At 32.0% G+C, this 25,906-nt stretch carries 24 protein-coding genes; 6 read left to right on the top strand and 18 right to left on the bottom strand.

What is annotated here, in order from left to right:
* Positions 1–94 precede the first annotated feature (94 nt).
* The 5 genes from IW15_RS06125 to IW15_RS06105 all read left to right on the top strand — a co-directional run bounded on the left by IW15_RS06125 (position 95) and on the right by IW15_RS06105 (position 5,584).
* Entirely contained in the window at positions 95–868 is a 774-nt protein-coding gene (locus IW15_RS06125; RefSeq protein WP_034710051.1) for an NYN domain-containing protein, read from the top strand.
* A 107-nt stretch (positions 869–975) separates the two neighbouring features.
* On the top strand, positions 976–2,619 hold the full coding sequence (locus IW15_RS06120; RefSeq protein ID WP_034710050.1) for a S41 family peptidase: 1,644 nt from the start codon (positions 976–978) through the stop codon (positions 2,617–2,619).
* A gap of 256 nt (positions 2,620–2,875) precedes the next feature.
* On the top strand, positions 2,876–4,420 hold the full coding sequence (porX, locus tag IW15_RS06115; protein ID WP_034710049.1) for a T9SS response regulator signal transducer PorX: 1,545 nt from the start codon (positions 2,876–2,878) through the stop codon (positions 4,418–4,420).
* Between the two features lie 109 nt (positions 4,421–4,529).
* The gene (locus tag IW15_RS06110; RefSeq protein ID WP_034710048.1) at positions 4,530–4,823 is read left to right on the top strand and encodes a YciI family protein; all 294 of its coding nucleotides are present in this window, start codon (positions 4,530–4,532) and stop codon (positions 4,821–4,823) included.
* On the top strand, positions 4,820–5,584 hold the full coding sequence (locus IW15_RS06105; RefSeq protein WP_034710046.1) for an exodeoxyribonuclease III: 765 nt from the start codon (positions 4,820–4,822) through the stop codon (positions 5,582–5,584). The genes IW15_RS06110 and IW15_RS06105 overlap by 4 nt, the downstream gene beginning before the upstream one ends.
* 56 nt (positions 5,585–5,640) lie before the next feature.
* On the opposite strand, the gene IW15_RS06100 is transcribed toward IW15_RS06105, so the two are convergent.
* The 7 genes from IW15_RS06100 to IW15_RS06070 all read right to left on the bottom strand — a co-directional run bounded on the left by IW15_RS06100 (position 5,641) and on the right by IW15_RS06070 (position 12,836).
* Positions 5,641–6,012 carry a septal ring lytic transglycosylase RlpA family protein gene (locus IW15_RS06100; RefSeq protein WP_034710045.1) on the bottom strand — a complete coding sequence of 124 codons (372 nt, stop codon included), beginning with the start codon at positions 6,010–6,012 and terminating at the stop codon, positions 5,641–5,643.
* 1,083 nt (positions 6,013–7,095) lie between these two features.
* On the bottom strand, positions 7,096–7,821 hold the full coding sequence (locus IW15_RS06095; protein ID WP_034710044.1) for a hypothetical protein: 726 nt from the start codon (positions 7,819–7,821) through the stop codon (positions 7,096–7,098).
* Between the two features lie 29 nt (positions 7,822–7,850).
* Positions 7,851–8,633 (bottom strand): hypothetical protein, encoded by a 783-nt coding sequence (locus tag IW15_RS06090; protein ID WP_131368506.1) that lies wholly within the window; start codon positions 8,631–8,633, stop codon positions 7,851–7,853.
* Positions 8,634–9,012: 379 nt separating this feature from the next.
* Positions 9,013–10,314, bottom strand: a complete 1,302-nt coding sequence (gene rimO / locus IW15_RS06085; RefSeq protein WP_034710042.1) for a 30S ribosomal protein S12 methylthiotransferase RimO — start codon at positions 10,312–10,314, stop codon at positions 9,013–9,015.
* A 100-nt stretch (positions 10,315–10,414) separates the two neighbouring features.
* Positions 10,415–10,960 carry a dTDP-4-dehydrorhamnose 3,5-epimerase gene (gene rfbC, locus IW15_RS06080; protein ID WP_034710041.1) on the bottom strand — a complete coding sequence of 182 codons (546 nt, stop codon included), beginning with the start codon at positions 10,958–10,960 and terminating at the stop codon, positions 10,415–10,417.
* Positions 10,961–10,977: 17 nt separating this feature from the next.
* The gene (locus IW15_RS06075) at positions 10,978–11,943 is read right to left on the bottom strand and encodes an MraY family glycosyltransferase (RefSeq protein ID WP_051881796.1); all 966 of its coding nucleotides are present in this window, start codon (positions 11,941–11,943) and stop codon (positions 10,978–10,980) included.
* Entirely contained in the window at positions 11,940–12,836 is an 897-nt protein-coding gene (locus IW15_RS06070) for an NAD-dependent epimerase/dehydratase family protein (RefSeq protein WP_034710040.1), read from the bottom strand. The genes IW15_RS06075 and IW15_RS06070 overlap by 4 nt, the downstream gene beginning before the upstream one ends.
* A 150-nt stretch (positions 12,837–12,986) precedes the next feature.
* Here IW15_RS06070 and IW15_RS06065 point away from each other — a divergent pair, with 150 nt between their 5' ends.
* Positions 12,987–14,012, top strand: a complete 1,026-nt coding sequence (locus IW15_RS06065) for an O-fucosyltransferase family protein (RefSeq protein WP_034710039.1) — start codon at positions 12,987–12,989, stop codon at positions 14,010–14,012.
* 4 nt (positions 14,013–14,016) lie between these two features.
* On the opposite strand, the gene IW15_RS06060 is transcribed toward IW15_RS06065, so the two are convergent.
* The 11 genes from IW15_RS06060 to IW15_RS06010 form a co-directional block, all read right to left on the bottom strand.
* Positions 14,017–15,732, bottom strand: coding sequence for a DUF4838 domain-containing protein (locus tag IW15_RS06060; RefSeq protein ID WP_034710038.1), 1,716 nt, complete (start codon positions 15,730–15,732; stop codon positions 14,017–14,019).
* The gene (locus IW15_RS06055; protein ID WP_034710037.1) at positions 15,729–16,544 is read right to left on the bottom strand and encodes a glycosyltransferase; all 816 of its coding nucleotides are present in this window, start codon (positions 16,542–16,544) and stop codon (positions 15,729–15,731) included. Before IW15_RS06055 ends, IW15_RS06060 begins: the two co-directional genes overlap by 4 nt.
* 178 nt (positions 16,545–16,722) lie before the next feature.
* A complete protein-coding gene (locus IW15_RS06050; RefSeq protein ID WP_034710036.1) occupies positions 16,723–17,313 on the bottom strand; it encodes an LbetaH domain-containing protein in 591 nt (196 codons plus the stop codon).
* 12 nt (positions 17,314–17,325) lie between these two features.
* Complete coding sequence (locus IW15_RS06045; protein ID WP_034710035.1) at positions 17,326–18,117, bottom strand: glycosyltransferase family 2 protein; 792 nt, start codon at positions 18,115–18,117, stop codon at positions 17,326–17,328.
* Positions 18,118–18,126: 9 nt separating this feature from the next.
* A complete protein-coding gene (locus IW15_RS06040) occupies positions 18,127–19,191 on the bottom strand; it encodes an EpsG family protein (protein WP_034710034.1) in 1,065 nt (354 codons plus the stop codon).
* Positions 19,192–19,193: 2 nt separating this feature from the next.
* Positions 19,194–20,327 (bottom strand): glycosyltransferase family 2 protein, encoded by a 1,134-nt coding sequence (locus IW15_RS06035; protein WP_034710033.1) that lies wholly within the window; start codon positions 20,325–20,327, stop codon positions 19,194–19,196.
* Between the two features lie 7 nt (positions 20,328–20,334).
* Positions 20,335–21,822, bottom strand: coding sequence for a lipopolysaccharide biosynthesis protein (locus tag IW15_RS06030; protein ID WP_034710032.1), 1,488 nt, complete (start codon positions 21,820–21,822; stop codon positions 20,335–20,337).
* A gap of 18 nt (positions 21,823–21,840) precedes the next feature.
* Positions 21,841–22,695: an acyltransferase gene (locus tag IW15_RS06025; protein WP_034710031.1), complete on the bottom strand. Its 855-nt coding sequence runs from the start codon at positions 22,693–22,695 to the stop codon at positions 21,841–21,843.
* Between the two features lie 21 nt (positions 22,696–22,716).
* A complete protein-coding gene (locus IW15_RS06020) occupies positions 22,717–23,754 on the bottom strand; it encodes a DegT/DnrJ/EryC1/StrS family aminotransferase (protein ID WP_228384311.1) in 1,038 nt (345 codons plus the stop codon).
* Between the two features lie 24 nt (positions 23,755–23,778).
* Positions 23,779–24,867 (bottom strand): DegT/DnrJ/EryC1/StrS family aminotransferase, encoded by a 1,089-nt coding sequence (locus IW15_RS06015; protein ID WP_034710029.1) that lies wholly within the window; start codon positions 24,865–24,867, stop codon positions 23,779–23,781.
* Positions 24,868–24,880: 13 nt separating this feature from the next.
* Positions 24,881–25,903: a polysaccharide biosynthesis protein gene (locus IW15_RS06010; RefSeq protein WP_034710028.1), complete on the bottom strand. Its 1,023-nt coding sequence runs from the start codon at positions 25,901–25,903 to the stop codon at positions 24,881–24,883.
* Between the last annotated feature and the right edge of the window lie 3 nt (positions 25,904–25,906).

The raw sequence follows: 25,906 nt of genomic DNA, 5'->3' as shown, positions 1-25,906 counted from the left end.
AACTCAACCTATCTCATAAAATTTGAGTATATTAAATTTTACAAATTATTAAACAACGAAATATGCCTTCATTGTTTCACGAAATACCCCAATTATGAGTGACAAAAAATTTAATATCGCTATTCTTATCGATGGTGATAATGCGCAGGCTAAATTATTAAAAGAAACAATTGAAGAGGTTTCCAAATATGGCAAAGCTACCATCAGAAGGATTTATGGTGACTGGACTTCCCAAAGTATGAATTCATGGAAAGAGCTTGTGAATCTCTATTCCATTAATCCTATTCAAAAATTCTCTTATACCAGCGGGAAAAACTCAACGGATGGCGCCATGATCATAGATGCAATGGATATTCTGCACGGAAAAAGCGTGGAAGGCTTCTGCATCGTTTCGAGTGACAGTGATTACACAGGCCTGGCGAAAAGAATCCGTGAGGAAGGACTTTTTGTAATGGGTATCGGGGAAAAGAAAACCCCGGAAGCTTTTGTAAAATCATGCGACATATTCACCTATACTGAAAATATTTCTCCCAAAATACGGAAAGAAGCCAAAACAGACAGTCAAAAAGAGAAAGAAAATAAGGCGGCAGGCAAACAGAAAAAAGAGGCTTCAAGTGCTAAAGCTCCTCAGTTTCAAAGTTTCTTATCTCCGAAAGATGAAGAAACAATTTTAAAAGCATTTGAAATTTCTGCTAACGAAAATGATATGGCATTTATTTCAACCCTTGGCACCAATATCAGAAAAATAGATCCCAGTTTTGACTCCAGAACGTATGGCTATTCTACTTTATCAAAGCTTTTTGATGATCTTCCCCTTTTTGAAGTGGTACGAAATGAAACCAACCATCCTTTATTGAAGAGAAAATAAAATTCATCTATAACTCCTGAAATTATAAAATTTTTTACACCGCCAGAGCTAACCAACTTTTTGTTTGTTTTATAGTTTTATCTTTGTTTTAATAACCAATTATTTTAATGAGAAGCCTCTCTATTATCATTCTTTTTCTGGTAAGTTTCACTTCTCTTTCAGCGCAATCTATTTCTGAGACTCAAAAACTGGCATCACTTTGTAAAATCTGGGGATTCTTAAAATATTATCATCCCAATGTAGCAAAAGGAAATTTTAACTGGGATCAACAGCTTTCTCAAAAGATTAATGAACTTGAAAAAATTAATGATAAGGCGCAATTAAATGAATTGTATTCTCTTTGGATTGACAGTCTTGGAAACGTGGAAGAATGTGCAAAATGTGCTTTAGCAGAACCCAAAACAGAATTCCTGAAAAATTTTGATCTAAGCTGGATTGATCAAGACAATCTTTACACGAAAGAAGTCAGCCAAAAACTTCATTACATCCAAAACAACCGGAATATCGAGGAACCTTATTATTTCGGAATAAGTGAAAGAAAAGTATTTTTCAGAAATGAAAACTCTTACAGCACCAGGTTTACTTCAACATCCATCAGCCTTTTAGAATTATTCAGATACTGGAATCTGGTTGAATATTTTTTTCCTTACAAATACAAGACAGATCAAAACTGGAATGATGTTCTGACAGAAATGATTCCGAAATTCCTCAACAGTACTGATGATGTACAGTATCATCTGACCCTGGCAGAGCTGGTGACAAAAACAGATGATTCCCATGCTTTTTTATTTTCACCACTGATCAGCCTGAATCAATACGGAAGAAGAAAAATTCCTGTAGAATATTCATATGCTGAAGGAAAGCTAGTGATTACCAAAATTAAGAACATTCAATATCAGGAAGAAATTCCGTTGAAAATAGGTGATGTCATTTATAGTGTTGACGGAAAAACCATTCCGCAGATGGTGAACAGCTTTGAAAAATATATTCCGGCCTCCAATTCCTGGGGGAAAATAAAAAAAGTGAAAAGCCTGTTTCTTTTTTCAAACAAAGATTCTTTGGAGCTACGGCTGCAGAGAGAAGGACAGAATATATCGATAAAGGCAAAAACCTATCTCCCTCGTGATATCATTAGTGAAAAGAAGGCTTTACCTGAAAAATGGAAATTTATAGATCCTGAAAAGAAAATCGGTTATGTCAACATGGGAATTATTGAAAGAGATAACCTTGAGGAGATGTACCGGAATTTAAGAACTGCAGAATCCATCATTTTCGATTTAAGAAACTATCCCAAGCAAACTATTATTCCTTTAAGCAGGCTTATCCTTCCTGAAAACTCGATTTATTATCGATTTAATTTCCCTGATGGCAAATATCCCGGGAAATTTTACAGCCGGAAAAACAGCATTGGCCTGCATAATCCTGATTACTATAAAGGAAATGTGGTGATTTTAGCAGACGAAAACACCCAAAGTCAGGCAGAAACCACCACCATGATGCTGAAACAGCATCCCAGATCAAAGGTAATAGGAAGCTATACTTCCGGAGCCAACGGAGATGTAATCACTTTTAATATAGCCGGTCTTAAAACGAGTTTCACCGGTATTGGAGCCTATTACCCGAATGGAATGGAAACGCAGCGAACAGGAATTATTCCTGATATTTATATACAGCCGACAGTAAAAGGATTGCAAGAAGGAAAAGATGAAGTTTTGGAAAGGGCTTTGGAATATATCAAAACCGGAAAGTAATTTTTTGAATTCAGACTGAAAATCCAGATGTACAACCCTTATCGTATACCTTTTAAAATAGGTAATTTGTGTTATGCATTTTCCGAAAAAAAACTTATGATGTATCCTTTAAATGTGGTATCTTCATGGTGAATTATGTTGATTCTGCCGCGTCAGTTTTATTTAACTAATATTTAACCTTTTATTCCCCTATTTTAGGAGATTTTGGAAAGATTTGGTCAACATTTTGATACTATAACCATGTAAAAAATAAATTATGTCGGAAAAGATATTATGGATAGATGATGAAATAGATTTACTTAAGCCCCACATCGTGTTTTTAGAAAAAAAAGGTTATCAGGTAACTCCTGTTAACAACGTGAATGAGGCATTAGAACTAATGGATTCAGAAAAGTTCGCCTTAACCCTTATTGACGAAAATATGCCTGGGATTTCCGGGCTTGAAGCGATTCCTATGATTAAAGAGAAAGATAATTCTCTGAAAATCGTCATGGTAACGAAAAGTGAGGAAGAACATATTATGGAAGAGGCCATCGGGTCTCAGATTGCAGACTACATCTTAAAGCCTGTAAATCCTAACCAAATCCTGTTGTCGTTAAAGAAAAACCTTCAGGAAGACAATCTTGTAGAACAGAAAACAATTTTACAATACCAGCAGGAATTCAGAAACCTTTCTCTTGAGCTCTCTTATTTAAGAACGTATCAGGATTGGGCAGAATATTATAAGAAGATCTTAAGCTGGGAGATTAAATTTGATAAAGTGGCAGACAATGAGTTTGCCGATCTTTTACAGTCACAAAAAGAAGAAGCCAATATACAGTTCGCAAAATTTGTTGAAAATAACTACGAAGGATGGCTTACAGATTCTGAAAAACCCCTGATGAGCCACACGCTTTTCAAAGAAAAGGTAAAACCGGAAGTAGAAAAAGAGAAAGTTCTTTTATTAATGGTAGATAATCTCCGTTACGATCAATGGAAAGTGATAGAGCCTTTATTTACCAAATATTACAATAAAGTTTCAGAGGATTATTATTACAGTATTCTTCCTACGGCTACGCAATATGCAAGAAATTCATTTTTTGCAGGATTGATGCCGTCTGAAATAGAAAAACGTTTTCCTGAAAAATGGTTCAACGATAATGAAGAAGGAAATAAAAACGAATTTGAACGTGATTTCCTTGAAGATCAAATGAAAAGAATTGGCTTAGGGTCTAAGTCTATGAAATATCTTAAAGTTCTGAATGCTGATTTTGAAAGAAAAATCTACGATGATTTTAACCAGCACAAGAACAATGATCTATTGGTGATTGTGTATAACTTCATTGATATTCTTTCCCACGCTAAAACAGACAATCATATTGTAGATCAGCTGATCCGTGATGATAAAACCTTCAGATCGCTTACTTACAACTGGTTTGAGAATTCATCCATCATCAAGATCATTAAGGCAGCCGCAGAAAGCGGATATAAACTGGTGATTACTACCGATCATGGAACTGTGTACGTTAAAAAACCAAGTAAAGTGGTGGGAGACAGAGAAACCTCTACCAATATCCGTTATAAAACCGGAAAAAGCTTAACGTATGACACCAGTGATGTTTGGGCGGTTACGAATCCGGAAAAACTGTTTTTACCGAAAGGAAATTTGAGTTCAAAATACATTTTTGCGAAGAACAATATTTTCCTTGCCTATCCAAAAAATTACAATCACTTTGTGAACTACTATAAAGAAACCTACCAACATGGAGGAATTTCACTGGAAGAATGTATTATTCCTTTCAGTGTTTTAGAACCTAAATAGTTTGTAAGGTTTACATCATTATAAAAAGAAGCGGAAAAGATCAACTGATCTTTTCCGCTTCTTTTTTTCTATAGTCTTAAAGAGTTTATATCTTCGTAAAAAAAACGCAATGTATGTTATTTCACTTACCTATAAAGTTTCCATAGATCATGTTGAATCACTGATTCCGGAACACAATTCCTTTCTTCAAAGATATTATGATTCAGGACAGCTTATTGCATCAGGAAGGAAGGAACCTAGAACGGGAGGAATTATTATCGCCAATGCGGAATCGAAAAGTAAAATAGAACAGATCATCAGAGAAGATCCTTTTTATATTCATCAAATGGCAGATTATGAGATCACAGCGTTTATTCCCTCAAAATATAATGAGAATTTTAAATTTTTTATAAAAGACCAATGAAATTAATTACTTATAACGTCAACGGCATCAGAGCCGCTTTTACTAAAGATTTTTTAGGCTGGTTAAAAACAGCAGATCCTGATATTATCTGTATTCAGGAAAGCAAAGCCGGAAACGACCAGATTGATATCGAAAGCCTCGAAAAACTTGGGTATCACAGTTATTGGCATTCTGCTGTTAGAAAAGGATACAGCGGCGTGGGAATAGCCTCTAAAATAAAGCCTAACCATGTAGAGTTCAGCTGCGGTATTGAAAGCTATGACAATGAAGGGAGAATCATCCGCGCGGATTTTGACGGGTATTCTGCTATTTCAGTGTATGTACCGTCTGCTTCCAATATTGAAAGGCTGGATTTCAAGATGCAGTTCTGCCATGATTTTTTAGCCTATATAAAAGAATTGAAGAAAGAAATTCCGAATCTTATCATTTCCGGAGATTTCAATATCTGTCATCAGGCGATTGACATTCACGATCCCATCCGCTTAAAGAATGTTTCCGGCTTTTTACCGATGGAAAGGGAATGGATGACCAACTTTATTGAGGAGTGTGAATTAATCGACAGTTTCAGGTTTTTTAATAACGAACCTGATAACTATACCTGGTGGAGTTACCGGCAGAATTCCAGAGCGAAAAACAAAGGCTGGAGGTTAGATTATACCTTCGCATCCTATACTTTAAAGGATAAGCTTTTCAGAGCCGTTATTTTAAAAGAAGCAGTGCATTCTGACCACTGCCCTGCTTTAGTAGAATTAGATGTATAAACGAAAATAAAAAAGCCAGCTGATTCAGCTGGCTTTTTTTAATTTAAAATCATAAATTAATCGACAATTTCATATTCTACCGGAATCGTACCGTGGTCGGTATTTCCGATTTCATCGAACGCGGCTTTAGAAATATCTAATGCTCTTGATGAATGGAAAGGTCCTCTATCATTTATCCTCACTATAACCTCTTTTCCATTGTTCATATTGGTAACTCTAATGTTAGTCCCAAAAGGAAGCGTTCTATTTGCTGCGGTAAGCTTTGAATTATCAAAGATCTCGCCGCTGGCTGTTTTTCTACCGTTAAATTTATCGTGGTAGTACGATGCATAACTTGTTTTTTTCGCATCTACGGCATTATTTTTGAAAGAATAAATACCTAGCGTTGAAATCATCATTATGATTACGAGAATGAATCTTTTCATCATTTTGAACTTTTATTGGTTTTGACGGGACAAATGTATCAGGAATCTTCTTAAGTCCCTACTCGATTTGTTAAAAACAGTTAACAAAATCTTAATTATTCGTTAATGAACCTTGTAACTCCCTACCAATAGGCTTTTTAGAACACATTGTTAAATAACGTTAAAATTATAGTTAAAACGTTAACGAAATTAACAAACAAGGCTGTTTTTGAAAAAAACATAAACAGCAATATACTGATAATCAATGTTTTATTAAAATTTAAATTTAACTAAAAAGGCTAGTCTCAATTTCTTTTGAAAGATAAATTTTAAGATTATCAATACTTAGAACAAGCTTAAATTTATTTTTAGAAATGCCTTTTACCGTTGCCAGACCTCATATTTAAAGTTTTATCAATACAAATACAATAAGTATTATGCTATGATTGTTAATATAAATACTTTCCTTAACGAGCTGTTTTCATATTAATTACATTTTTAGATTTATACATATTATATTTTTTTTCCAAAATTCATTACTTTTTAAGCTAGGTAATAAGTTTTGTGTGATGTTTGGTGACTTAATTTTTCAAATCAGACACAAATTTTTTATATTTCCTCTGATTTTTTCAGCCGATTCCGATGGAAATTCGTTGCCAAAGTTTAGCCACCCATTCAAACTTTTCACTTTCCTTGATACTGCAATCAAAAAATTCATTTATTTCTCTGACTTATTTATATATAGTTGGTTGAATAATATTTTAGAAATGAGAGATTATTGCTAAAATATTCTTGTTTTAGCTTTTAGCTTTTATAAAAATAAGATTGTTATCCAAAATTATTACTTTTAAATATGGCAATTCCTTGATATGAAGCACAGAAAGACAGCATGTAAGCATTATACCTATATATTAATGACAATGTTCTATATTTTTTTAACTACCGTTATATGCCACTTATTTACGAAGAAGAGTTTTTATGTTCTAAGTGGTATACAAATGATTATTAATTCAAAACTTGATTGCAAGCTTTTATGGAAGTGAGTAGTAAAAACAAAAAAGCCAATGATGAATCATTGGCTTCTATATATATATTAAAGATAAAATCTTACTTTAAATATTCCAGTACATAATCATATGTTCCAGCCGGATATACTACAGACATACTAGGAGATCCTGTAATTGCATTTCCTGCTCCAGTACCTAGTGTATAAGAGTATAAACTTCTATCATATACTACATTAGTCCCTGTTTTATAGATTGTAATTCCATACATACCCGTCATTCCAGTTGGTGAAGGGACGTTCACCGCTGTTGAAGTTCCAGTAGCTGTGAAAGTTCCTTTGATAGCATATATAGGAGCATTACCTATAGATGTATTTGTAAGTGTTTCAACAGTACCTATACTTACTTTTGGACTTGTTCCCATTGGTAACCATCTACCAGCAGTAATACTTGTAGATTGTCCAGGGTTAGAGAAATAGTAGAATCCAGGAACTACAGCAACCTGTACTCCTTGTCCTGAAACAGTATTACCTGTAGCACTGTTATAAACAATCATTCCGTCAAATGCTGTTGGATAAGTTATACCATCCAGATTAGCAGTTTTAAACGTCCAAGTTGTTAGGTTTGTTGAAGGAAAATATAAACCTTTTCCTACATTGTTAGGGGTTCCTGTAGATGCGGTATCAAAGTTTGTAGAAGCATCAAAGAAAGGGTTTTCTCCGACAATATTATTAACTACAGTACCATTACTTGCTACCTGGGCTGAAACAGAATTTAATCCAAAAGTTGCAAGTGAAAGTACTACTACAGATTTAAATATATTTTTCATTGTATTGTATTTACTAAAATTATTAATTATTATCTACTTGCAGCATTCCACCAGTTAGTTCCATCAGAGATAAACATTGCGCCTGAACCTGCAGTTAGGTTAGCAAAGTTCAAAGGCCAAGCTACTCCATCAGCACCTGTAGGAGCTATAGCAACACCACTATTATTTCTAATGCATAAAATTCTACCCGCATTTGCACCGGTTGGACTTGGTAAAGCAAGCTGACCAGAGATAGCAGGATTAGTAAGGATTACAAAATAATCACTTGTAGTCCATACAACATTTGTCGCACCTGTATAAGTTCTTACGCTGGTATTGTAAACACCACCTTGCGTCTGAAAACTTCCATTTACGATTGCTTTTGCAGTACCTGTAGTAAAAGTTAAGTTGTTATTATTTTGTGTTACCACTCTAGGACCAGCTAAAGTACCATCATTTAGGTATAAACTTGTGTCAACACTAGCACCTCCACCACCAACAGCAATCCATTTGTTGGTTGATCTACCATCATAATAATAGAATCCTGCTGTTGTTACATTTGCTGTTTTAGTAGTAGCAGTACCATCAATTGTATTTACAAATACCAATGCACCATCTTGAGCTGCAAGGTAAGCTGCGTCTTTAGCATACAATTGTGCTCTTGTCATACGAGGAACCAATAGCGCATCAGGTCTCGTAGCATCTGTTGTAGTAGCTACAACATCTAAAGTAGCTGCAGGAGTACTCGTGTTAATACCAACACGCCCTTGCTGAGCCTGAGAAAGCGCCGCAAATCCGACTAACATAGTCGCTGTTAATAAAAATTTTTTCATAAGTTTTTAAAGATTTTAATTACATTTTTTTTTCATCAATATTTTCAAATGGGAAATATATTCCAACTTGTGCACGTTCAAATCTACCTATAAATAAACGAGTTACATTCTATTTATTTGAATTTGAAAATACCTTTAAACTGAAGTATATAATTTTAGAATATTGTTTATAGTGCAAATTTAAGATATAATTTCATATAACGTATGTTTTATACAAAAAAAATACTTAACATTAGCCACCAAAACCACAACTCCCTAAATAACAACAAAGTAGAGATTTAAGCATGAAAAAGAAAGATATTAATTTTTCTTAACATAATTCAATTAACCTAAATTTATTTACATTATTGTTTAAAATTCAACAACAATAAAGGATTACTTACACTAATTCTCCATATAAATCAAACTCCTCAGCAGAAGTAATTTTTACGTTGGCAAATTCACCAATAGAAATGTAAGTTTCCTCAGCTAAAACCATAACGGTATTGTCAACATCTGGAGAGTCATACTCTGTTCTGCCAATGAAATAATTTCCTTCTTTTCGGTCAAAAACACATTTAAAAATTTTACCGATTTTTTCCTGATTTTTTTCCCAGGAAATCTGAGACTGCAATTCCATGATTTCTTCCACTCTTGCCTCTTTTACTTCCTGAGGAATATCATCTTCCAATACATGAGCAGTCGTATTTTCTTCATGAGAATAGGTAAAGCATCCCAATCTGTCAAATTTCTGTTCTTTTACCCAATCTTTCAATTCCTGGAATCTTTCCTGTGTTTCCCCAGGATATCCTACGATCAGGGTTGTTCTGATGGCCATATCCGGAACTTTCTCTCTGAATTTTGATAGCAGGGCATTGGTTTTTTCATGCGTAGTTCCTCTTTTCATTGATTTCAATAAATCAGAGTTAATATGCTGAAGAGGAATATCTATATAATTACATACCTTAGGTTCTTCTCTGATGATGTCTAATACATCTTCCGGAAATCCGCTAGGAAAAGCATAATGAAGACGGATCCATTCAATACCATCTATTTTCACTAATTCTTTTAATAAATCTCCAAGGGCACGTTTTTTATAGAGATCTAATCCATAATATGTTAAATCCTGAGCAATAAGAATCAGTTCTTTTGTTCCTTTTTTAGCAAGTTTCTGCGCCTCAAGCACTAATTTTTCAATTGGGGTAGAAATGTGCCCTCCTCTCATTAAAGGAATTGCACAGAAAGAACATGGTCTGTCGCATCCTTCCGATATTTTAAGATAAGCATAGTGTCTTGGAGTAGTCGTAAGCCTTTCTCCAACCAATTCATGCTTATAATCTGCTCCGAGATGTTTTAGTAAGATCGGAAGATCTCTGGTTCCAAAATATTGGTCTACATCGGGAATTTCTCTGATCAAATCCGGCTTATATCTTTCAGAAAGACATCCTGTAACGAATACCTTTTCAACTTCACCTCTGTTTTTAGCCTCTACATAATCAAGAATCGTATTAATTGATTCTTCTTTTGCATTATCTATGAATCCACATGTATTGATTACTACAATATCTCCCTTCTCTTCATGTACCACTTCTTTTCCGTTGGCTTTCAACTGGCTCATTAATACTTCAGAATCATATACATTCTTGGAACATCCAAGAGTGACAATATTGATTTTCTTCTTCCCTACAGATTTTGTGCGCATCGTTTTGATTTTGAGTCTGCAAAGATACGAAATATTAAAGAGTATAGATTATAAAATACAAAACCACTTTAATAAAGTGGTTTTCAATAGGGTATTTATTTTAAAAGTTCCTTTCGCTAAAGGATGCTAATGCTTTATCTTTATCTGATAACTGAACTGCTTCTAATGGTAACTTCCAGTCGATATTCAATTCCGGATCATTCCACATTACGTTTCCTTCAGATTCTTTATTATAAAAATTATCGCACTTATAAGAGAAAATAGCAGTTTCACTCAATACCGAAAATCCATGTCCAAATCCTCTTGGAACATACAGTTGTAATTTATTTTCCGGTGTAAGCTCTATCCCGAACCATTTTCCAAATGTTGGAGAGTCTTTTCTAAGGTCGACGGCAACATCAAAAACTTTACCTTCAAGACAAGATACTAGTTTTGCCTGTGCATGCTCTCCTTTTTGCAAATGCAGTCCTCTCAAAACGCCGTAAGAAGATTTTGAGATATTATCCTGAACAAAATGACCATTCATCCCGGTTAGTTCTTCGAATTTCTGCTGGTTATATTTTTCAAAAAAATATCCTCGGTCATCTTCAAAAATTGTAGGTTCTATGATATAACAATCTTTTAAAGGAGTTTCTTTTATTTTCATATTCAAGTTTTATTCTGTTATAAATTATATTTCTTTTTTAAGCTCAATTTTAATACTAAATATACACATCCCAAAGGGATAAAAACCATTGCTATTACTGCCCAAATTGAATAATTCGAATGTATTAAAAATACATTTATGAGTAATTGTACAATAGCATAAACGCTACTGATCACTAAATGAGAAGCCTTTTTTTCATTCGCAAAAAGCTGATATAAATGTCTTCTATGGGCTTCGAAAATATTTTCTTTTAATATTATTCTTTCAATAATGGTAAGTACTACCTCCATTCCATAGATTGCTAAAAGCAGGATGAATTTATATTCACCCGTTCTCATAATTAAAAGTGTAACAAGCCCAATTATCCAGAAACCAATCCCCATACTTCCCACATCACCAGCGAAGCATTTTGCTTTCTTTCTGAAATTAAAAAATAGAAACACAAGACAGGCAAGCATCGGATAGTATATAAAATCAATATCTGTAAATTGAACAACCTCTTTATTAATATAGGCTAATGAACCAAGTGCTACAAAACTATAAATTCCTGTCATCCCATTAATACCATCCATAAAATTATATGCATTCAGTGTACCTACTATTAATATAAATAGTATAGGCCATATCCAAAAAGGCATTAAAGTAAAAGCTCCAGTAAAATACAAAAGTAAAATAACCGAAATAAGGTGAACAAACAGTCTGATCTTATTTGACAGTGTTCTAATATCATCAATAAAACTTATTGTACATATTGCCAGAATTCCAAGGCCAAAAGACCAATATTCGTTGATCATCAAGTTGAAATTAAAAAATCCAAAGATGATAAATGCTATAGGAAATATAACCCCTCCTCCTCTTAAAGTGATCTGTGTATGGGCACTTCTGTGGTTGGGTTTATCTATGATGTTGTACTTATCTGCAATTTTGAAATACATCAGCATTGTGATAAACAAAATAACTATTATTACTATATATTCTATCATTTGTTTTTAAAACTTTTTATTGTTTTAAGCAGACCATCTTCTGCAGAAACAGGCATGCATTTTATATTTAAAGCGTGTTTTATTTTTTCATTAGAGACTTCATAGCTTTCAGTTAGCTTTTTCAATCTTTCAGAATTTAAAGGCAGCTTTAATATATCACCCAATTTTGCAACTGAAGAAATCATTCTGGAGGGTAGTTTCCACAATCTGCTTTTTCTTTCTGAAGCCTGACCTATAATTTTTATCAAATCATTTGTAGAAATAGATTTATCATCAGCAAAATTATAAATTCCGGAAGGAACATTTTTATTTTTAAGTATTTCATAGATTAAAAAATTTAAATTATCAATACTTAAAAAGGAACGTTTATTTTCGAAAGCGGCTAATGGCCATGGGATTCCTTTTTCTACAACCTTATAAAGAAGATTCAAATTTCCTTTATTTCCAGGACCATGAATCATACATGGACGAATAATCAACAACCTTTTATCTTCAGGAAGATTTTTAGATAATAAATATTCTTCAGCAAAGAGTTTGGATTTTCCATAATGAGTCTGGGGATTTGACACATTCTCTTCATCTAAAATTCCATCCACTGTATCTGCGGTTGCTTTTACACTGCTGAAATAGATAAAGTCTTTAATATCTGAGTTCAGAAACTCATCGAAAAGTTTTTTAGTTAGCTCAGTATTTACTTTAAAATATTCTTCCTCTTGGGAGGTATTGGCGGTATCATGAGCCTTACCAGCGAGATGAATGATTGTTTTTGTGTTTTTATTAATCTTCCATTTATTTCTTAATGAAAGATTTTGAATATTGTAATTATTATCTTTTAAAAAATTTGAAAGATTTTTCCCTACAAACCCAGAAGCACCAGTAATTGTAACCTCCATTGTTAATTTAAATTCTTAATTTTAAGTTCCAAAAATAGCAAATCTTATTCCAACAAAAAATTATTCTGCAAAAAGAAATATTTATATTAACCCTATTTCTACTACAAATCAGTATATTTGTTGTTATACCTAACTTTTCATATTCATAATATGACCTTAAAAGAGCTGCTTAGAAAGAACAAACAAATAAAAGAATTATATCATTTTTATTTAGAATCAATTTATGACATTAGAAATTACAGATATAAAAAAATTGTAAAAAAACTACTTCATAATAGTGATGAACTTGATCTTGCAATTGCAAATATAAAAAAGATAGCCTCATCATCTGAAAAAAAAACTTATTACATAATACGAAGAGATAATTCTTCAATAGGGCTTTTAACATATGTTTCACTTTTTCTAGGTCATATTGCTTATGCTATTGCAAAGGGATATATACCCGTAGTCGATATGCAAAATTTTCACAGTATTTATTTAAATGAGGAAGATTTCGGAAAAAAGAATGCTTGGGAGTTTTATTTTAAACAGCCTTTAAATTCCAATTTAGATGATATTTATAAAGCAGGCAATTATGTTTTAAGTCCAACAAAAATGCAGCCATTATCTCCTTTTATCAATTCTGTTTTCGACCGGGATGAAAGCATATTCTGGAAAAAAATATGTGAGAATTTCATTCATTTAAGTGATCAGGCTAATTCTTACATTCAAGATGAATATATAAATCTTATAAATGGTAAAAAAGTTCTTGGTTTATTGTATAGAGGAACTGATTATACAAAAATGAAGCCTTATGGACACCCCATACAACCCGACATCGATACATTTATCAGTAAAATTGAAGAGCTTATCGCTCAATGGGGTGAATTTGATTATATATATATCGCTACAGAAGAAAAAGCAGCAGTTAATAAGCTAAAAGAGAAATTTCCTAATAAAATCTTAGAAAATAAAAGAGTATACTATGATGATCTCAATGTTGATTTTCTTTTTGAAGCTTCTTTTAACAGGGAAAATGACAGGTATTTAAAGGGAATTGAATACTTATCTTCAATTTATATACTTTCTAAGTGTAATTCTTTTATCGGGGGACTATGTGCCGGAACTTATGCTACTAACTTTATGAATTCAACAGATTTTGAAAATAAATTTTTCTTTGATCTTGGAAAATACTAAATAATTATTTACCTGTTTTTTTCTCAATTTGTTTTTGATATTCCTCATTAGTAAGTTCTCCATTTCTAAGAAAAGTTATCCCCACTGATTTAGCTTCCGATACAAAGGTATTTGCTTTGTTATGAATTCCAGCACCTCCTATTTGATCGAATCTTTTTTGATCATTTCTACCTATTTCCAAGACAGCATAATCTACGGATAACAATTCTTTTTTTATTCTTTTTTCAAATTTGCTATTACCTTTCACCTTGTTTAAGGCTGATTTCAAGATTTGATAGTAATCTCTAATGTTTTGATCACTCAAATAACCATCTTTATATTGTACGGGATTAGCATAAACATCCAGAGATGCTCCTGACTGCTGAAATCTATTATTAACTGTATTTATATAGTTTTTTATATCTGTCCATACAGGACCATAATAGTTTTTCAAGAAATCATCAATTAACGTCTGAACATCTAGTTCAGGATTCCATAAAAGTTTTGCTATAACATATGACTTCAACTCTGAAAATTCGCCTTTTTGCGGGCCTATTCCCTGTTCAAATATTTTTTTAACGCCTGAAGCTTTAAAATACTGAAGATTCGGTTGGAGAGTATAGATGTTAGGAAAGGGAAACAATGAATTGAAATAGTTTACTGTATAATCCCAGACAAAAAAATTATTTGTCTGCTTTTTCCATTCCTTAAATGCTTCTTTGAATTTTGCAGCATCCTTATTTTCAGGAGACGAAATGGGTTTACTTCTATCTACATTGGTATAGCAAAACATTATCTCCACATTACTCTGCGGCTTCGTCTTAGGTGATGGATATAGTGACTGATTATATGCCAATGTACTTATAGTTTTATCTGGAAAGGCTATTGCAATTTTATTCACAAAATACATCATAGCTTCAGTGAATCCACCATTTGAATATTTTTTTTCACATAAATTACAATGGCATACATTGGGAGAGTCTAGTGGACTTACAGACCACACAACATTATTAGGTGAAAGTGACATTTCCACTTTCAGAACTTTAATAAGTTCCTGTATTGCCCCTTCACTACTGAAACACATTTGAGAAGCGTCTCTTTTACCATTAACTAAAGCAAAAAATTCCGGATTAGTTTTAAAGTACTTATCCGCAGGCAGAAGCCATCCAAATGAATGAGCAAAATATAACCTATTTTCAAAAAAATAGTTCAATTTATGAAAATCAGCATAATTCTTATCTTGACTTTCAATAAAATATTCTGATCTGAACTCAAATGTAGGAGAGTAAATAAAATTAAGATTATTCGGGATCTGAACATTTTTACTAACAGGTATAGTTTTTTCATCCAATGCATAGACTTTATATCCCATATAATTTTCAAAAAAAGTATATATCGCATAAAGTACTCCTTTTCTGCTTCCTCCTGATATAATAAGATTATTGTTCAGTGCTTTAATCACTACTCCATCTTCTGCAACATTGAAACTATTCCCAAAAGCAGAATTCTTACCTATTCTTATTTCTTTCTCTTTTTTAAAATCTGAGGTTTCAATAGGCAGGGTAACTCCTGATATATCTTTAAACATTCTCTGAAACTCCTGTGCTGACTGTTTTTCAATATTATCTGCATTCTTAGCTAGGGCTATATGATAAACCGAAGTACCACCTGAAGCCAAAACTAATTGTTGAGAATATAGTCTCAATGAAATAGCCAACAGAAAAAGAGTAATTAGTTTCATTTGAATTGTGATATTGTTTCTTTATTTACGTTTGTTCTTTCAAAGTCAAAGAACCATCCCCATTTTGAGAAATATCTATATGCTGACGCTAGAAAAATTTTAAATAATTTTTTATTTTTATTAGCACCTGATTCATATTTATGATAAATAGATACTTTTGGATAATAAATCGTTTTATATTTTTTGTGCATCCTTCTTGAGATGTCCCAATCTTCAAAATACATAAAAAACCGGTCATCATAGAGACCAATTTCTTTTAACGCAGTACATCTGAACAATGTAAAACAACCTGAAAGAATTGGCGCATTATAGATTTCAGATTGATCTACAAATCTAAGTTCATATTTATTAATAAAATCATTGTAAATAAAAAAAGGAGACTTGATCTTTCTAAGCAAGATACTCATTGGAGAGGGCAAAAGCTTAGGAAGAAACTGAACTGTCCCATCCTCATTCAGAATCTGTGGCATAAGCATTCCTATTTCAGAATCAGTATTCATATAACTAATCATATCAGAAATTACATCGCCTTTGAAATAAGCATCAGGGTTAACTACGAAATGATATTTCACCCTGCTATCTTCCAACGATTTTTTCAAAGCAATATTATGAGATGCACCAAATCCTGGATTGGAAGGGTTATGTATATATTGAATAAAATTAAACTCTTTAAAATATTTTTCCAGAGAGTTTGTTTCAGAGTTGTCAACTAGAATAAGATTAAATTCTAGTTTAAGCTGAGAGAAAGAAGAAAGAAAGTTATTAATATCTTCTGAAGAAGTATTATATAAAACTATTGAAATATTTATCATTACAATTCTAGATTCTAGATCATCATTATTATCTTCATTTTTTAGCTATGCTTAGTTTCAACAATTCTTTTTCCCTTTACATTTCTTACGGTTTGTCTTAACATTGCAAGGCTATTGGTAATACATTTTTAACAGCCTATTTCATATACTTATATTTCATTTCTGTAATAGGTTCATATTAAACTTTATCCCATGTATTAGTAGAAAAATTAAACTTTTTTATCACTTTTGCGGGACTGCCAACAGCAATAGTATAATCTGGAATATCTTTTGTTACGACAGACATCGTACCAATAATAGATCCTTTGCCTATTGTAACGCCTGGCATTATTGAAACATATTCTCCAAGCCATACATTTTCTTCAATAGTTACCGGTGAAGATTGAAGTTTTCTTTCACTTGGTTTAGATAATGGAGAATCTTGATCTTCTCCGCTATAACTACCATGGTTATGATCTGTTATAAAAACTTTACTAGCTATTAATACATTATCTTTAATGACAACTTTTCTATGCGCTGCAATGTGCACATAATCATTCATCTGTACTCCTTCCCCTATCTCAATTAGATATTTTTCTTTACTATCTGATGGAAAAGCATCAATTCTACAATTAAAACCTGTCGTAAAACCTTTGCCTACTTTGATAAACTTTCTTCCTCTTATTCTAAACGGAAAACGAATCAATCTCGCATTTTTAAAAATAAGCATTCCTCTAATCTTAAAGTATAACAGACTGATAATACCAAATATACCGTATCTTTCTAACATAAATATCGTATATTATTTTAATTTAACAATTAAGAATCTTCTTACATATTTTAAAATAGAAAAGGTACTAATCAAAACATATTCAAAACTATTAATAATTCCCATATGTAAGGAGTCTTTAATATTTTTTAATTCTCCTTTTTCCATTTCCAAAATATTTCCTGATAACCCGCTTTCTCCAAAATGGGCTTTACCACCTCCCGTTATCACTAAACTTTCATTAAGTAGATATGCATTATATTTATTGGCTATTCTAATAAAATAATTTCCTTCTTCCGCATATCTTTGATTTTCATCAAAATATCCAATATCGTCAACTATGCTTTTCCTAAACAAAATAGTAGGGGTTACAAAAACAAATCTTAATAGAAGTTGTTTCGCTGTTATTTTTGTTAAATGGCCTAATTTAATCCATAGGATATTTTTAATAACCTCTTTATTCCTGGTGGTCCCTAAAAAATCTATTGAAGGATTTTCCTTAATAATTTCAATCTGTCTTTCTAATTTATTTACTTCCCATGCATCATCAGAATCCAAAAGGGCAATCCAATCTCCATGGGCATTTTTAATTCCTGTATTTCTTGCAACAGAAACACCACTATTCTTAATATTAATTATTTGAATTTTTATTCCTGATTGATTATTGTTGATAATCTGATCAACAATATTTTTAGAATCATCTTTACTTCCATCATTAACAATAATTATTTCATCAGGTTTACATGTTTGACTAAAAACTGATTTTAATGTTTCAGTGATAGTCTTCTCGGAATTATACATGGGGATTATTACGGAAATATTCATATAAAAAAATTAAAAAGGATAGCCTTGTTCCCAAAAGAATTTATAAGGTAAAAAAGGAGTCAGTTGCGCCTCATCTCCCACACTGGTAATATTCTTCATAAACATTGCAGTACTGAATAAACTGATTATGATCATTCTGAACATAAACATGCTTCTATTTTTGATTTCCAACAAATCAATATTATTCAATATATATATAATTAAAGTGAATAAAAATGTTGTTTGAAGCCTTAATCCTGCATAAGTAAATTTAGCAATGATAAATGATATAATTTCCAAGATCAAAATAATATGCAATAGTTTTTTCGAAGACTTTTTGTTTGAATAAAATAAAAAACAAAAATAAATAAATAAAAACTGGATCAGAGGTCCAATTCCCGAAAACGCACCTGGTGATTGAATGTGCGAGTAGCTTTTCTGTTTTCCCGCCAAATGGTCCAAAAAGAAGTCAAAAGTACTTGTGAGAGTCATCAAGACAAGAAAAATACCTAAAAATACAAAAATATATTTTTTCTTTATTAAGTTAGATATAAAAACCAGCACAATAAGCAATGCAGAATACTGAATTGAAATAGCGACCATTGACAAAATCGTTGTGTAAAGGTATTTTTTTTCATACAAATAGTGCACAGCCCAAGCAGCTAATGCAAAGCTTAGCCCATATCTTATACCATTCATTGTAAAATCAAAGTAGAAAATAGGAAAAAATACAACTACAAATAGAGCAATAGTTTCTTTTGACCGCGAAAAAAGCTTAATAAGAAGAAAACTTGTCATTACAGAAATTAAAGCCACTCCAAATCTTGCCCCTAATCCTAATTTTGATATTAAAAAAGTAAGTAAAAGAAATCCTGGTTCATATCCATCCGTAACCATACCCTTTTCATGGAGAGAAAAAAGACCCAGGTAAAAAAAAGTATCTGTCCCTATATTCCCTCTTAATACAGCAATTAAAAATGCAGGCAATAAGAAAACAAATAATAACAGATTTTTTCTTTGAAAATCTACTTTATTAAAATAGTAATTTATCCAAAGAAAAAATATATAGATGTATGGTATTAAGTAATATGGCATTCTTATGAATTATAAATTTCCAATACTTTTTGAATATTTTCTATACTTAAAATTGTTTTGTCTTTCCGAGAACTCATTTTTGTATTCAATATATTCAAAGCTTTTTTAGTATAAATTTTAAATATACTTTTTGCATTTTCAATTTTGTATTTATTTTGGCTGATATTATTTTCAGATAATGTTTTCTGAGTCTCCTCTTCAATCAAATCACTAATAAACTTCCTATTGTTTATTCTTCCTTGAGCCAAAAGATAAAAAATATTAAATTCTTTTAATAGTTCAAATTCTTTCAATTCTTCTAATGCTTTCAACCCAGACTCAGCCCATATTGTATTAACACTATAATATTTAGGAATTCTTTTATCAAAAACATATCCTTCTCTATGTCTAAGATGGGGAATATTTTCTAATGTTCCTGAATGCTTTCCTGTGAAGTTTTCTGCAGTAGTACTTGTTGGGCATACTCCTGCCACTGAAATTGGCTCTTCCAATTGGAAATGGTTTTTAGCAATGCATGAAACGGCAACTGAAGAGTATATATCCGGGCTTAATCCACCATAATAATGTCCTGTTAGCTTTTTTATCTTTTCTAAAATATCTTTTTTAACTATTCCGTGATAGGTTTTAGGTAAAGGATACAGCAAATAATGTTGTAATCCATTATGTAGAAGACTGATTAAATTCTTTTTTAGAGAAATTTCCTTTATATTATTACCAAATGGCGGAATAATTAATGCTCCGGTAGGGTATTGCTCTAATGCACCTGGCCAGTAATAAGTAACTGCTTCTTTAGAACAAACAGAATCTATATCGTTATTATCTGCCCATTCGGCTATCTCAATGGCCTTTGGCAATATCGTATCATCATCACCAATCAGTATGATATATTTTCCTGTGGTAAGTTCTATTGCTCTGTTAAAGTTTTCAATTGAAGAAACCGGGCCTGAATCATATCTATATTTAACATTAGTAGATTTCAGCTCTTCAATAAAGTTCTTTACCTGGGGAGTTGCGCTATTATCTGAAATGGTAATTTCTATTTTATTACTATTAAGAGATAAAATAGACTGTATTGATTTCACACAATATTTTTCTCTGTCTTTAGTCGCTATTGCAATACTTAGTAATGGTCTCATTACAAAATTAATTTTTAAATTTAAAAAATCTTTTTATTTCCTCTCTTGGCAAAACTATAACAGAAGTGACCATCAATGTTAGAAAGGTAGCAATCCCTATCCATATAAAAGAAATAATTCTGCTTTCACTAAAGATTTGTGGAATTCTTGAAAGCATAAAAGATACTAAAAATGCTATAATGAACGGAATAAAAATCTGTTTAAAAAAAATTTTATTCAGCAAGTTTTCTTTTATGAATTTTCTATTTATAAAATAAATATATATAAATGTAGAAATAATCTGTACGAAAAGGAAAACGACAGCCGCTCCATATGCCTGGTAGTATTTAATGGAAAAATAGTATCCGGGAAACGTTATAAATATACTTAGTATTCCCAATACGTTATTTAGCTTTGTATATCCATTTGCTATGGCCACCTGGCCTGGAATTACCTGAAGCATAACAAAACCATAAGCTGAAGCTACAATTGGTAAGATTATATATACATGGTTAACGATTTCTAAATTTCCAGTCCATGCCCATAATAATGGTTTAGTAAAGAAAATAATATTAGACAAGAAAGTAAAAATTAAGATAGAAACATACAATGCATACTTATTATACAAATCCTTAGCTTCAGTAATTTTTTTTAATGAATAATAGGCTGTAAAATTTGGAAGTACAGCTGTAGCTATAGGTCCGGCAATAGCAAGCATCCCTTGAGACAACGAAACTGCTAAGGTATAATATCCTAAACTTTCTAATGATAAAAGTTTAGAAATAACAATTTTATCCATCTGCGTATTGAAGGCTGCTACTATAGCAATCAATAGCATTCCACCAGCAAAATGAGAGACATTTTTCAAAACATTTTTGTCTATGCTAAACAAAAAATTTATTTTTCTTTTATAAACTATCTTGTCAAGAGAAGCTTTCATTAAAAAAGTAAAAATAAGTGTAGCAGCACTCTGCCAGATAAAAAATGTATTTAAATCAGGATAGTAAATAATTACCCCAATAACCAGCCCATTTCTTAACATTCCCCACAACATTTGATAAACATTGGCCATCACCTGCTTTTGAAGGCCAAACAGGCCTCCCATATAAAACCTAAGCAACAGTTGAAAACCTACATCAATACTAATAATTTTAAGAAAACCAGATACCTGAGATGGTGTATAAGATTTAACCTTAATCCAATTATCTGCGATAATATCTGAAAACAAGACTATTCCTACAATAGATAGCAAAACAACTATTATATAAACCGACTCAAGTGTTTTATAAATTTTTATTCTGTCTTCTTCTTTATTATCATTTCTTGCAAATTCCCTCGATAAGGTAGCTGTGAGTCCAGAATCTAAAATTGCAATTATTCCCGCTATAATTAATATAAAGCTTATAATAGAATAGCTTTCAAATCCTAAATACTTAATATATAAAGGAATAAATATAAAATTTGAGAATATACCCCAAAATTTACCTATAAAATTTGCAACAATATTTTTTTTCATCTATTTTTCTAAGTAGGATCAAGCAGGTAAAAATCTCGCCTTATTATTGTACAAGAACTTATAAACTCTTCTTTCCAATTCTGAATTTGACTTATTGAATGTTTTATTGTGCAACAAAAAATATCCTTTTTCAGCGTTATCTTCTTCTTCCGTGGTAAATACTACATCACTATTGCTGTCAGATAACTTTGTTCTTTTTTCGTCTAATGTGATCTGTACATCTTGATTTAATGAAACGAATTCCTGCAACCATCCATTAAGCATTTCAAATTTTTTGTCTAGCGTTACATCTTTGTAAAAATTTGCTTTTTCCATAAGCTTTGCAGGACTTCCTGAATAAACTCTATTAGCTTCTAAATCTTTCGTTATAACAGAGTTAATAAGTGCTGTGCTTCTTTTCCCTAAATACAGGCCAGATCCTACAACACAGCTTCCTACAAGCCACACATCATCATCAATGGTTGTTTTTCTCTTTGCGTACAGTGTACAGCCTTCTATTTGCTCACCACTTGCCACATGCGTCCATATCTGTGAGTACATTCCAACTCTTACTCCATTTCCTATTTCAAGTCCACCTGCAGCATCAAGAATAGTATTCTGTCCAAACCAGCAATTATGTCCAATCTTCATCTCTTGTTCTGCCATTAACAACATATCATTATGCAGAACGTTCCAATCTCCTATATTCAATGAACTGTAAACAAATATTCTTGTATTATCATTAATAATATTATTATCACCAATTACAACTTCAGCATCCGGATCATTTCCTACTATTTCAATAAGTACATTTTTCCCTATACGGTTATATTCGCCAAGCCTTACATTCTTATGAATTTTGGCAGTTTCATGAATCTGATTTGTAGAACTCATATATTATATTATTATTTCAATTTAACGGGTGAACCACCATCCAGACGGTACAGCCACATATTTACTCATAAATTCATTTACTCCAATTAATTCCGTTTTATTCTGAAAAACAGAATAAACATTATTATTAATATGAACGCCTGTGGAATAGAAACCCTCTGCTTTCATCTTTTGAAGAAACTCATTTTTATTATCTGTAAGAAGTCCGTATACCCAAAAATTGGGATTAACATTTTCATTAACTTTCAGTGATTGAAGTTTAGGATCTGCGTCACAGATTTTGTTCCATGTTAAACCATTATTTCTCTGCTTTTCCAAAAGCTTGGTAACATTTTTCATCTGCTCCGTTCCGATTAAAGAGTTAATCTCACTCATTGTGGCCCCATATCCTTCTAATGTGATATCACAATCAGGATTGATTTCTCCATTTTGTAATCTGAAATTTGATCTGTCTATTCCATAATCTCTTATCATTCTCGCCTTTTCATATAGTTTGTTATCTTTAAAAGACAATGCTCCTCCATCTATTGTATTAGGCAACCTCACAGTCTGAAAAGAAAAAATGGTAATATCAGCTCCTGTATTTCCTGTTTTTTTTCCTTTATATTCAGTTCCAAAAGCTTCTATACAATCATCAACAACAGGAATATTAAATTCTGTACCTAACTGATAAACATCATCTAACTCTCCTGCGTATCCACAAAAAAGGTTATTAAATATAGCTTTTGTTTTTCCAGAAATAAGTTTTCTTAAATGCTCAGTATCAATTGTTCCTGAAGTAGGATCTACATCAACCCAATTTATTTTTAGATCTTTAACTGCAAATGGTTGGTTACTGGCTAAGCAACTTACCGGACTCGCAATAATTTCATCACCCGCTTTAAGGTCTAAAACTGATAATGCCATTAATAATGCTTGATTATAAGTAGTGGTCGTCAAAATTTTATCATTACTGATAAAATCAGAAAGAGATTGTTCAAATTCTTTTCCTATCTTGCCATAAGATAGTTTTCCGGAATATAATATTTCATTAATTTTATCTGAAATATTTTCCGGCATAAAGGGTTTATATATAGGAATCATTTACCATCCTTTTTTAATTACTTCAGCAATTGTATTACGGGTATCCTCATCTATCCACCATCCACAAGGTATATGTACCATTTTTTTATAAAAATCATCAAAAACAGGTAATTCCGTTTCAGATTCTTTAAACAAGGAATGTCTGTCATTACGAAGATGAAGTTCTGATGCTGTAATTCCATTATCGGCCATCATCTTAATAAAATTTTCCCTATCATCTACTTTCATGGTATATAACCAATAAGAGGGATCTGTATTTGGATTATAATCTAACAGTTGTATTCCGGAAGTATTTTCTAATGCTGTATCGAAAAATTTACCATTTGAAATATATTTACCAATTATATCTCTTACATATTTCATTTGTATAAGACCAATAGTAGCATTCACATTATTCATGTGATACTTATAGCCTGGGAATTTAATATCATTTTCAAGCCTAGCTACTTTCTTATCCAAACCAAACCATCTCAGTAATCTTCCTTGGTTATATTTATCTTCGCTTTTTACAGTCAAAAAGCCTCCATCCACAGTAGTCATATGCTTTATAGCCTGCAAGGAAAAAATCGTATATGCAGAATTATTTCCAATCATTTCCCCATTATATTTTGCCCCCATTGCATGAGCTGCATCTTCGATTATTGGGATATTGAATTCTTCCGAAATTTTATTAAACTCATCCATATCACATACCATTCCGGCATAATGTACAAGTAAAATAGCTTTAGTTTTAGCAGTAATTTTACTTCTTACACTTACTGGATCCAGTAGTCCTGTATTTTTTTGTACATCAGCCCAAACTACTTTACCTCCAACAAGTTTTATAGCAACGTTAGTAGGTTCAGCTGTAAGAACCGTACTTATAACTTCATCTCCTGGCTGTATTCCAACCATTAATAGAGCTATATGCAAAGCAGCAGTACCTGAATTAAGAGACAGAGCAAGTGGGTTTCCTATGTACTCTCCAAATTCTTTTTCGAATTCATAAACTTTTTCTCCTTCAGCTATATATCCGCTATATAAAGTTTCTTGTATTGCCGGCATTAAATCTTCAGCAGGTGGTAAATACGGTTTTACTATAGGAATCATATTTCTATTTTAATTATTTGGTGATCAGATTTAATTCTTGTTGAACATATTCCAGGGTCAATAAAAGTTTTTTAAGCTTTTCAACATCAAGTAGTTCTGTGTTATCCGAATTATATTCTTCTACACTAAGTTTTGGACCATCTGTTTGTACATATTTAGTATAGTTCAGATCTCGCAGATCTGCAGGAATACGATAGAAATCACCAAGATCTTCAGCTTTTGCCATTTCTTCTTTAGCACATAATGTTTCATACATTTTTTCTGCGTGACGCTCTCCAATAATTTGAATTTCATTATTAGCTGAAAATAATTCTTTTAATGCTATGGCTAAGGTTTCTATAGTTGCACCCGGGGATTTTTGAACAAAAATATCTCCAGGATTTCCATTTTCAAAAGCAAATAAAACCAACTCAACAGAATCATCAAGAGACATCATAAATCTTGTCATTTTAGGATTTGTAATAGTCAATGGTTTTCCCTCTTTTATTTGTTTAATAAATAACGGAATAATAGATCCTCTGGAGCACATAACATTTCCATATCTGGTTGCCGTGTATACAGCATTTACAGCTTGGACTCTAGGATCTCTAGCTTTAGAAACTGACAGTTTTTCCATTATTGCTTTGGACATTCCCATTGTATTTATGGGATAAACAGCTTTGTCTGTACTTAGAACAACTACTCTTTCCACATTATTCCTTGCTGCAGCTTCGAGTACATTTTCTGCTCCAAGTATATTGGTTTGAATGGCTTGCATCGGATAAAATTCACACGATGGTACTTGTTTTAGTGCCGCTGCGTGAAAAACGAAGCTTACTCCTTTCATTGCATTATTAATACTGTCGAAATCTCGAACATCTCCAATAACAAAATTTAATTTGTCATTTTTATATTCGATACGCATATCTTCCTGCTTTTTCTCATCTCTTGAAAAGATTCTTATTTCTTTAAGGTCAGAATTAAGAAATCCTTTAAGCATTGCATTTCCAAAAGAACCAGTTCCTCCTGTAATTAATAATACTTTATCTTTTAACATATT

The sequence above is a fragment of the Chryseobacterium soli genome (assembly GCF_000737705.1).
Classification (GTDB): Bacteria; Bacteroidota; Bacteroidia; order Flavobacteriales; family Weeksellaceae; genus Chryseobacterium; species Chryseobacterium soli.
Note: the sequence above shows the minus strand (reverse complement) of the source record. Positions and strands in the feature narration are given on the sequence as shown.

Bases quoted from the DNA above. Each gene is read 5' to 3' on its own strand.
- IW15_RS06125 (WP_034710051.1), top strand. From the start codon at position 95: ATGAGTGACAAAAAATTTAATATCGCTATTCTTATCGATGGTGATAAT.
- IW15_RS06120 (WP_034710050.1), top strand. From the start codon at position 976: ATGAGAAGCCTCTCTATTATCATTCTTTTTCTGGTAAGTTTCACTTCT.
- porX (WP_034710049.1), top strand. From the start codon at position 2,876: ATGTCGGAAAAGATATTATGGATAGATGATGAAATAGATTTACTTAAG.
- IW15_RS06110 (WP_034710048.1), top strand. From the start codon at position 4,530: ATGTATGTTATTTCACTTACCTATAAAGTTTCCATAGATCATGTTGAA.
- IW15_RS06105 (WP_034710046.1), top strand. From the start codon at position 4,820: ATGAAATTAATTACTTATAACGTCAACGGCATCAGAGCCGCTTTTACT.
- IW15_RS06100 (WP_034710045.1), bottom strand. From the start codon at position 6,012: ATGATGAAAAGATTCATTCTCGTAATCATAATGATGATTTCAACGCTA.
- IW15_RS06095 (WP_034710044.1), bottom strand. From the start codon at position 7,821: ATGAAAAATATATTTAAATCTGTAGTAGTACTTTCACTTGCAACTTTT.
- IW15_RS06090 (WP_131368506.1), bottom strand. From the start codon at position 8,633: ATGAAAAAATTTTTATTAACAGCGACTATGTTAGTCGGATTTGCGGCG.
- rimO (WP_034710042.1), bottom strand. From the start codon at position 10,314: ATGCGCACAAAATCTGTAGGGAAGAAGAAAATCAATATTGTCACTCTT.
- rfbC (WP_034710041.1), bottom strand. From the start codon at position 10,960: ATGAAAATAAAAGAAACTCCTTTAAAAGATTGTTATATCATAGAACCT.
- IW15_RS06075 (WP_051881796.1), bottom strand. From the start codon at position 11,943: ATGATAGAATATATAGTAATAATAGTTATTTTGTTTATCACAATGCTG.
- IW15_RS06070 (WP_034710040.1), bottom strand. From the start codon at position 12,836: ATGGAGGTTACAATTACTGGTGCTTCTGGGTTTGTAGGGAAAAATCTT.
- IW15_RS06065 (WP_034710039.1), top strand. From the start codon at position 12,987: ATGACCTTAAAAGAGCTGCTTAGAAAGAACAAACAAATAAAAGAATTA.
- IW15_RS06060 (WP_034710038.1), bottom strand. From the start codon at position 15,732: ATGAAACTAATTACTCTTTTTCTGTTGGCTATTTCATTGAGACTATAT.
- IW15_RS06055 (WP_034710037.1), bottom strand. From the start codon at position 16,544: ATGATAAATATTTCAATAGTTTTATATAATACTTCTTCAGAAGATATT.
- IW15_RS06050 (WP_034710036.1), bottom strand. From the start codon at position 17,313: ATGTTAGAAAGATACGGTATATTTGGTATTATCAGTCTGTTATACTTT.
- IW15_RS06045 (WP_034710035.1), bottom strand. From the start codon at position 18,117: ATGAATATTTCCGTAATAATCCCCATGTATAATTCCGAGAAGACTATC.
- IW15_RS06040 (WP_034710034.1), bottom strand. From the start codon at position 19,191: ATGCCATATTACTTAATACCATACATCTATATATTTTTTCTTTGGATA.
- IW15_RS06035 (WP_034710033.1), bottom strand. From the start codon at position 20,327: ATGAGACCATTACTAAGTATTGCAATAGCGACTAAAGACAGAGAAAAA.
- IW15_RS06030 (WP_034710032.1), bottom strand. From the start codon at position 21,822: ATGAAAAAAAATATTGTTGCAAATTTTATAGGTAAATTTTGGGGTATA.
- IW15_RS06025 (WP_034710031.1), bottom strand. From the start codon at position 22,695: ATGAGTTCTACAAATCAGATTCATGAAACTGCCAAAATTCATAAGAAT.
- IW15_RS06020 (WP_228384311.1), bottom strand. From the start codon at position 23,754: ATGCCGGAAAATATTTCAGATAAAATTAATGAAATATTATATTCCGGA.
- IW15_RS06015 (WP_034710029.1), bottom strand. From the start codon at position 24,867: ATGATTCCTATAGTAAAACCGTATTTACCACCTGCTGAAGATTTAATG.
- IW15_RS06010 (WP_034710028.1), bottom strand. From the start codon at position 25,903: ATGTTAAAAGATAAAGTATTATTAATTACAGGAGGAACTGGTTCTTTT.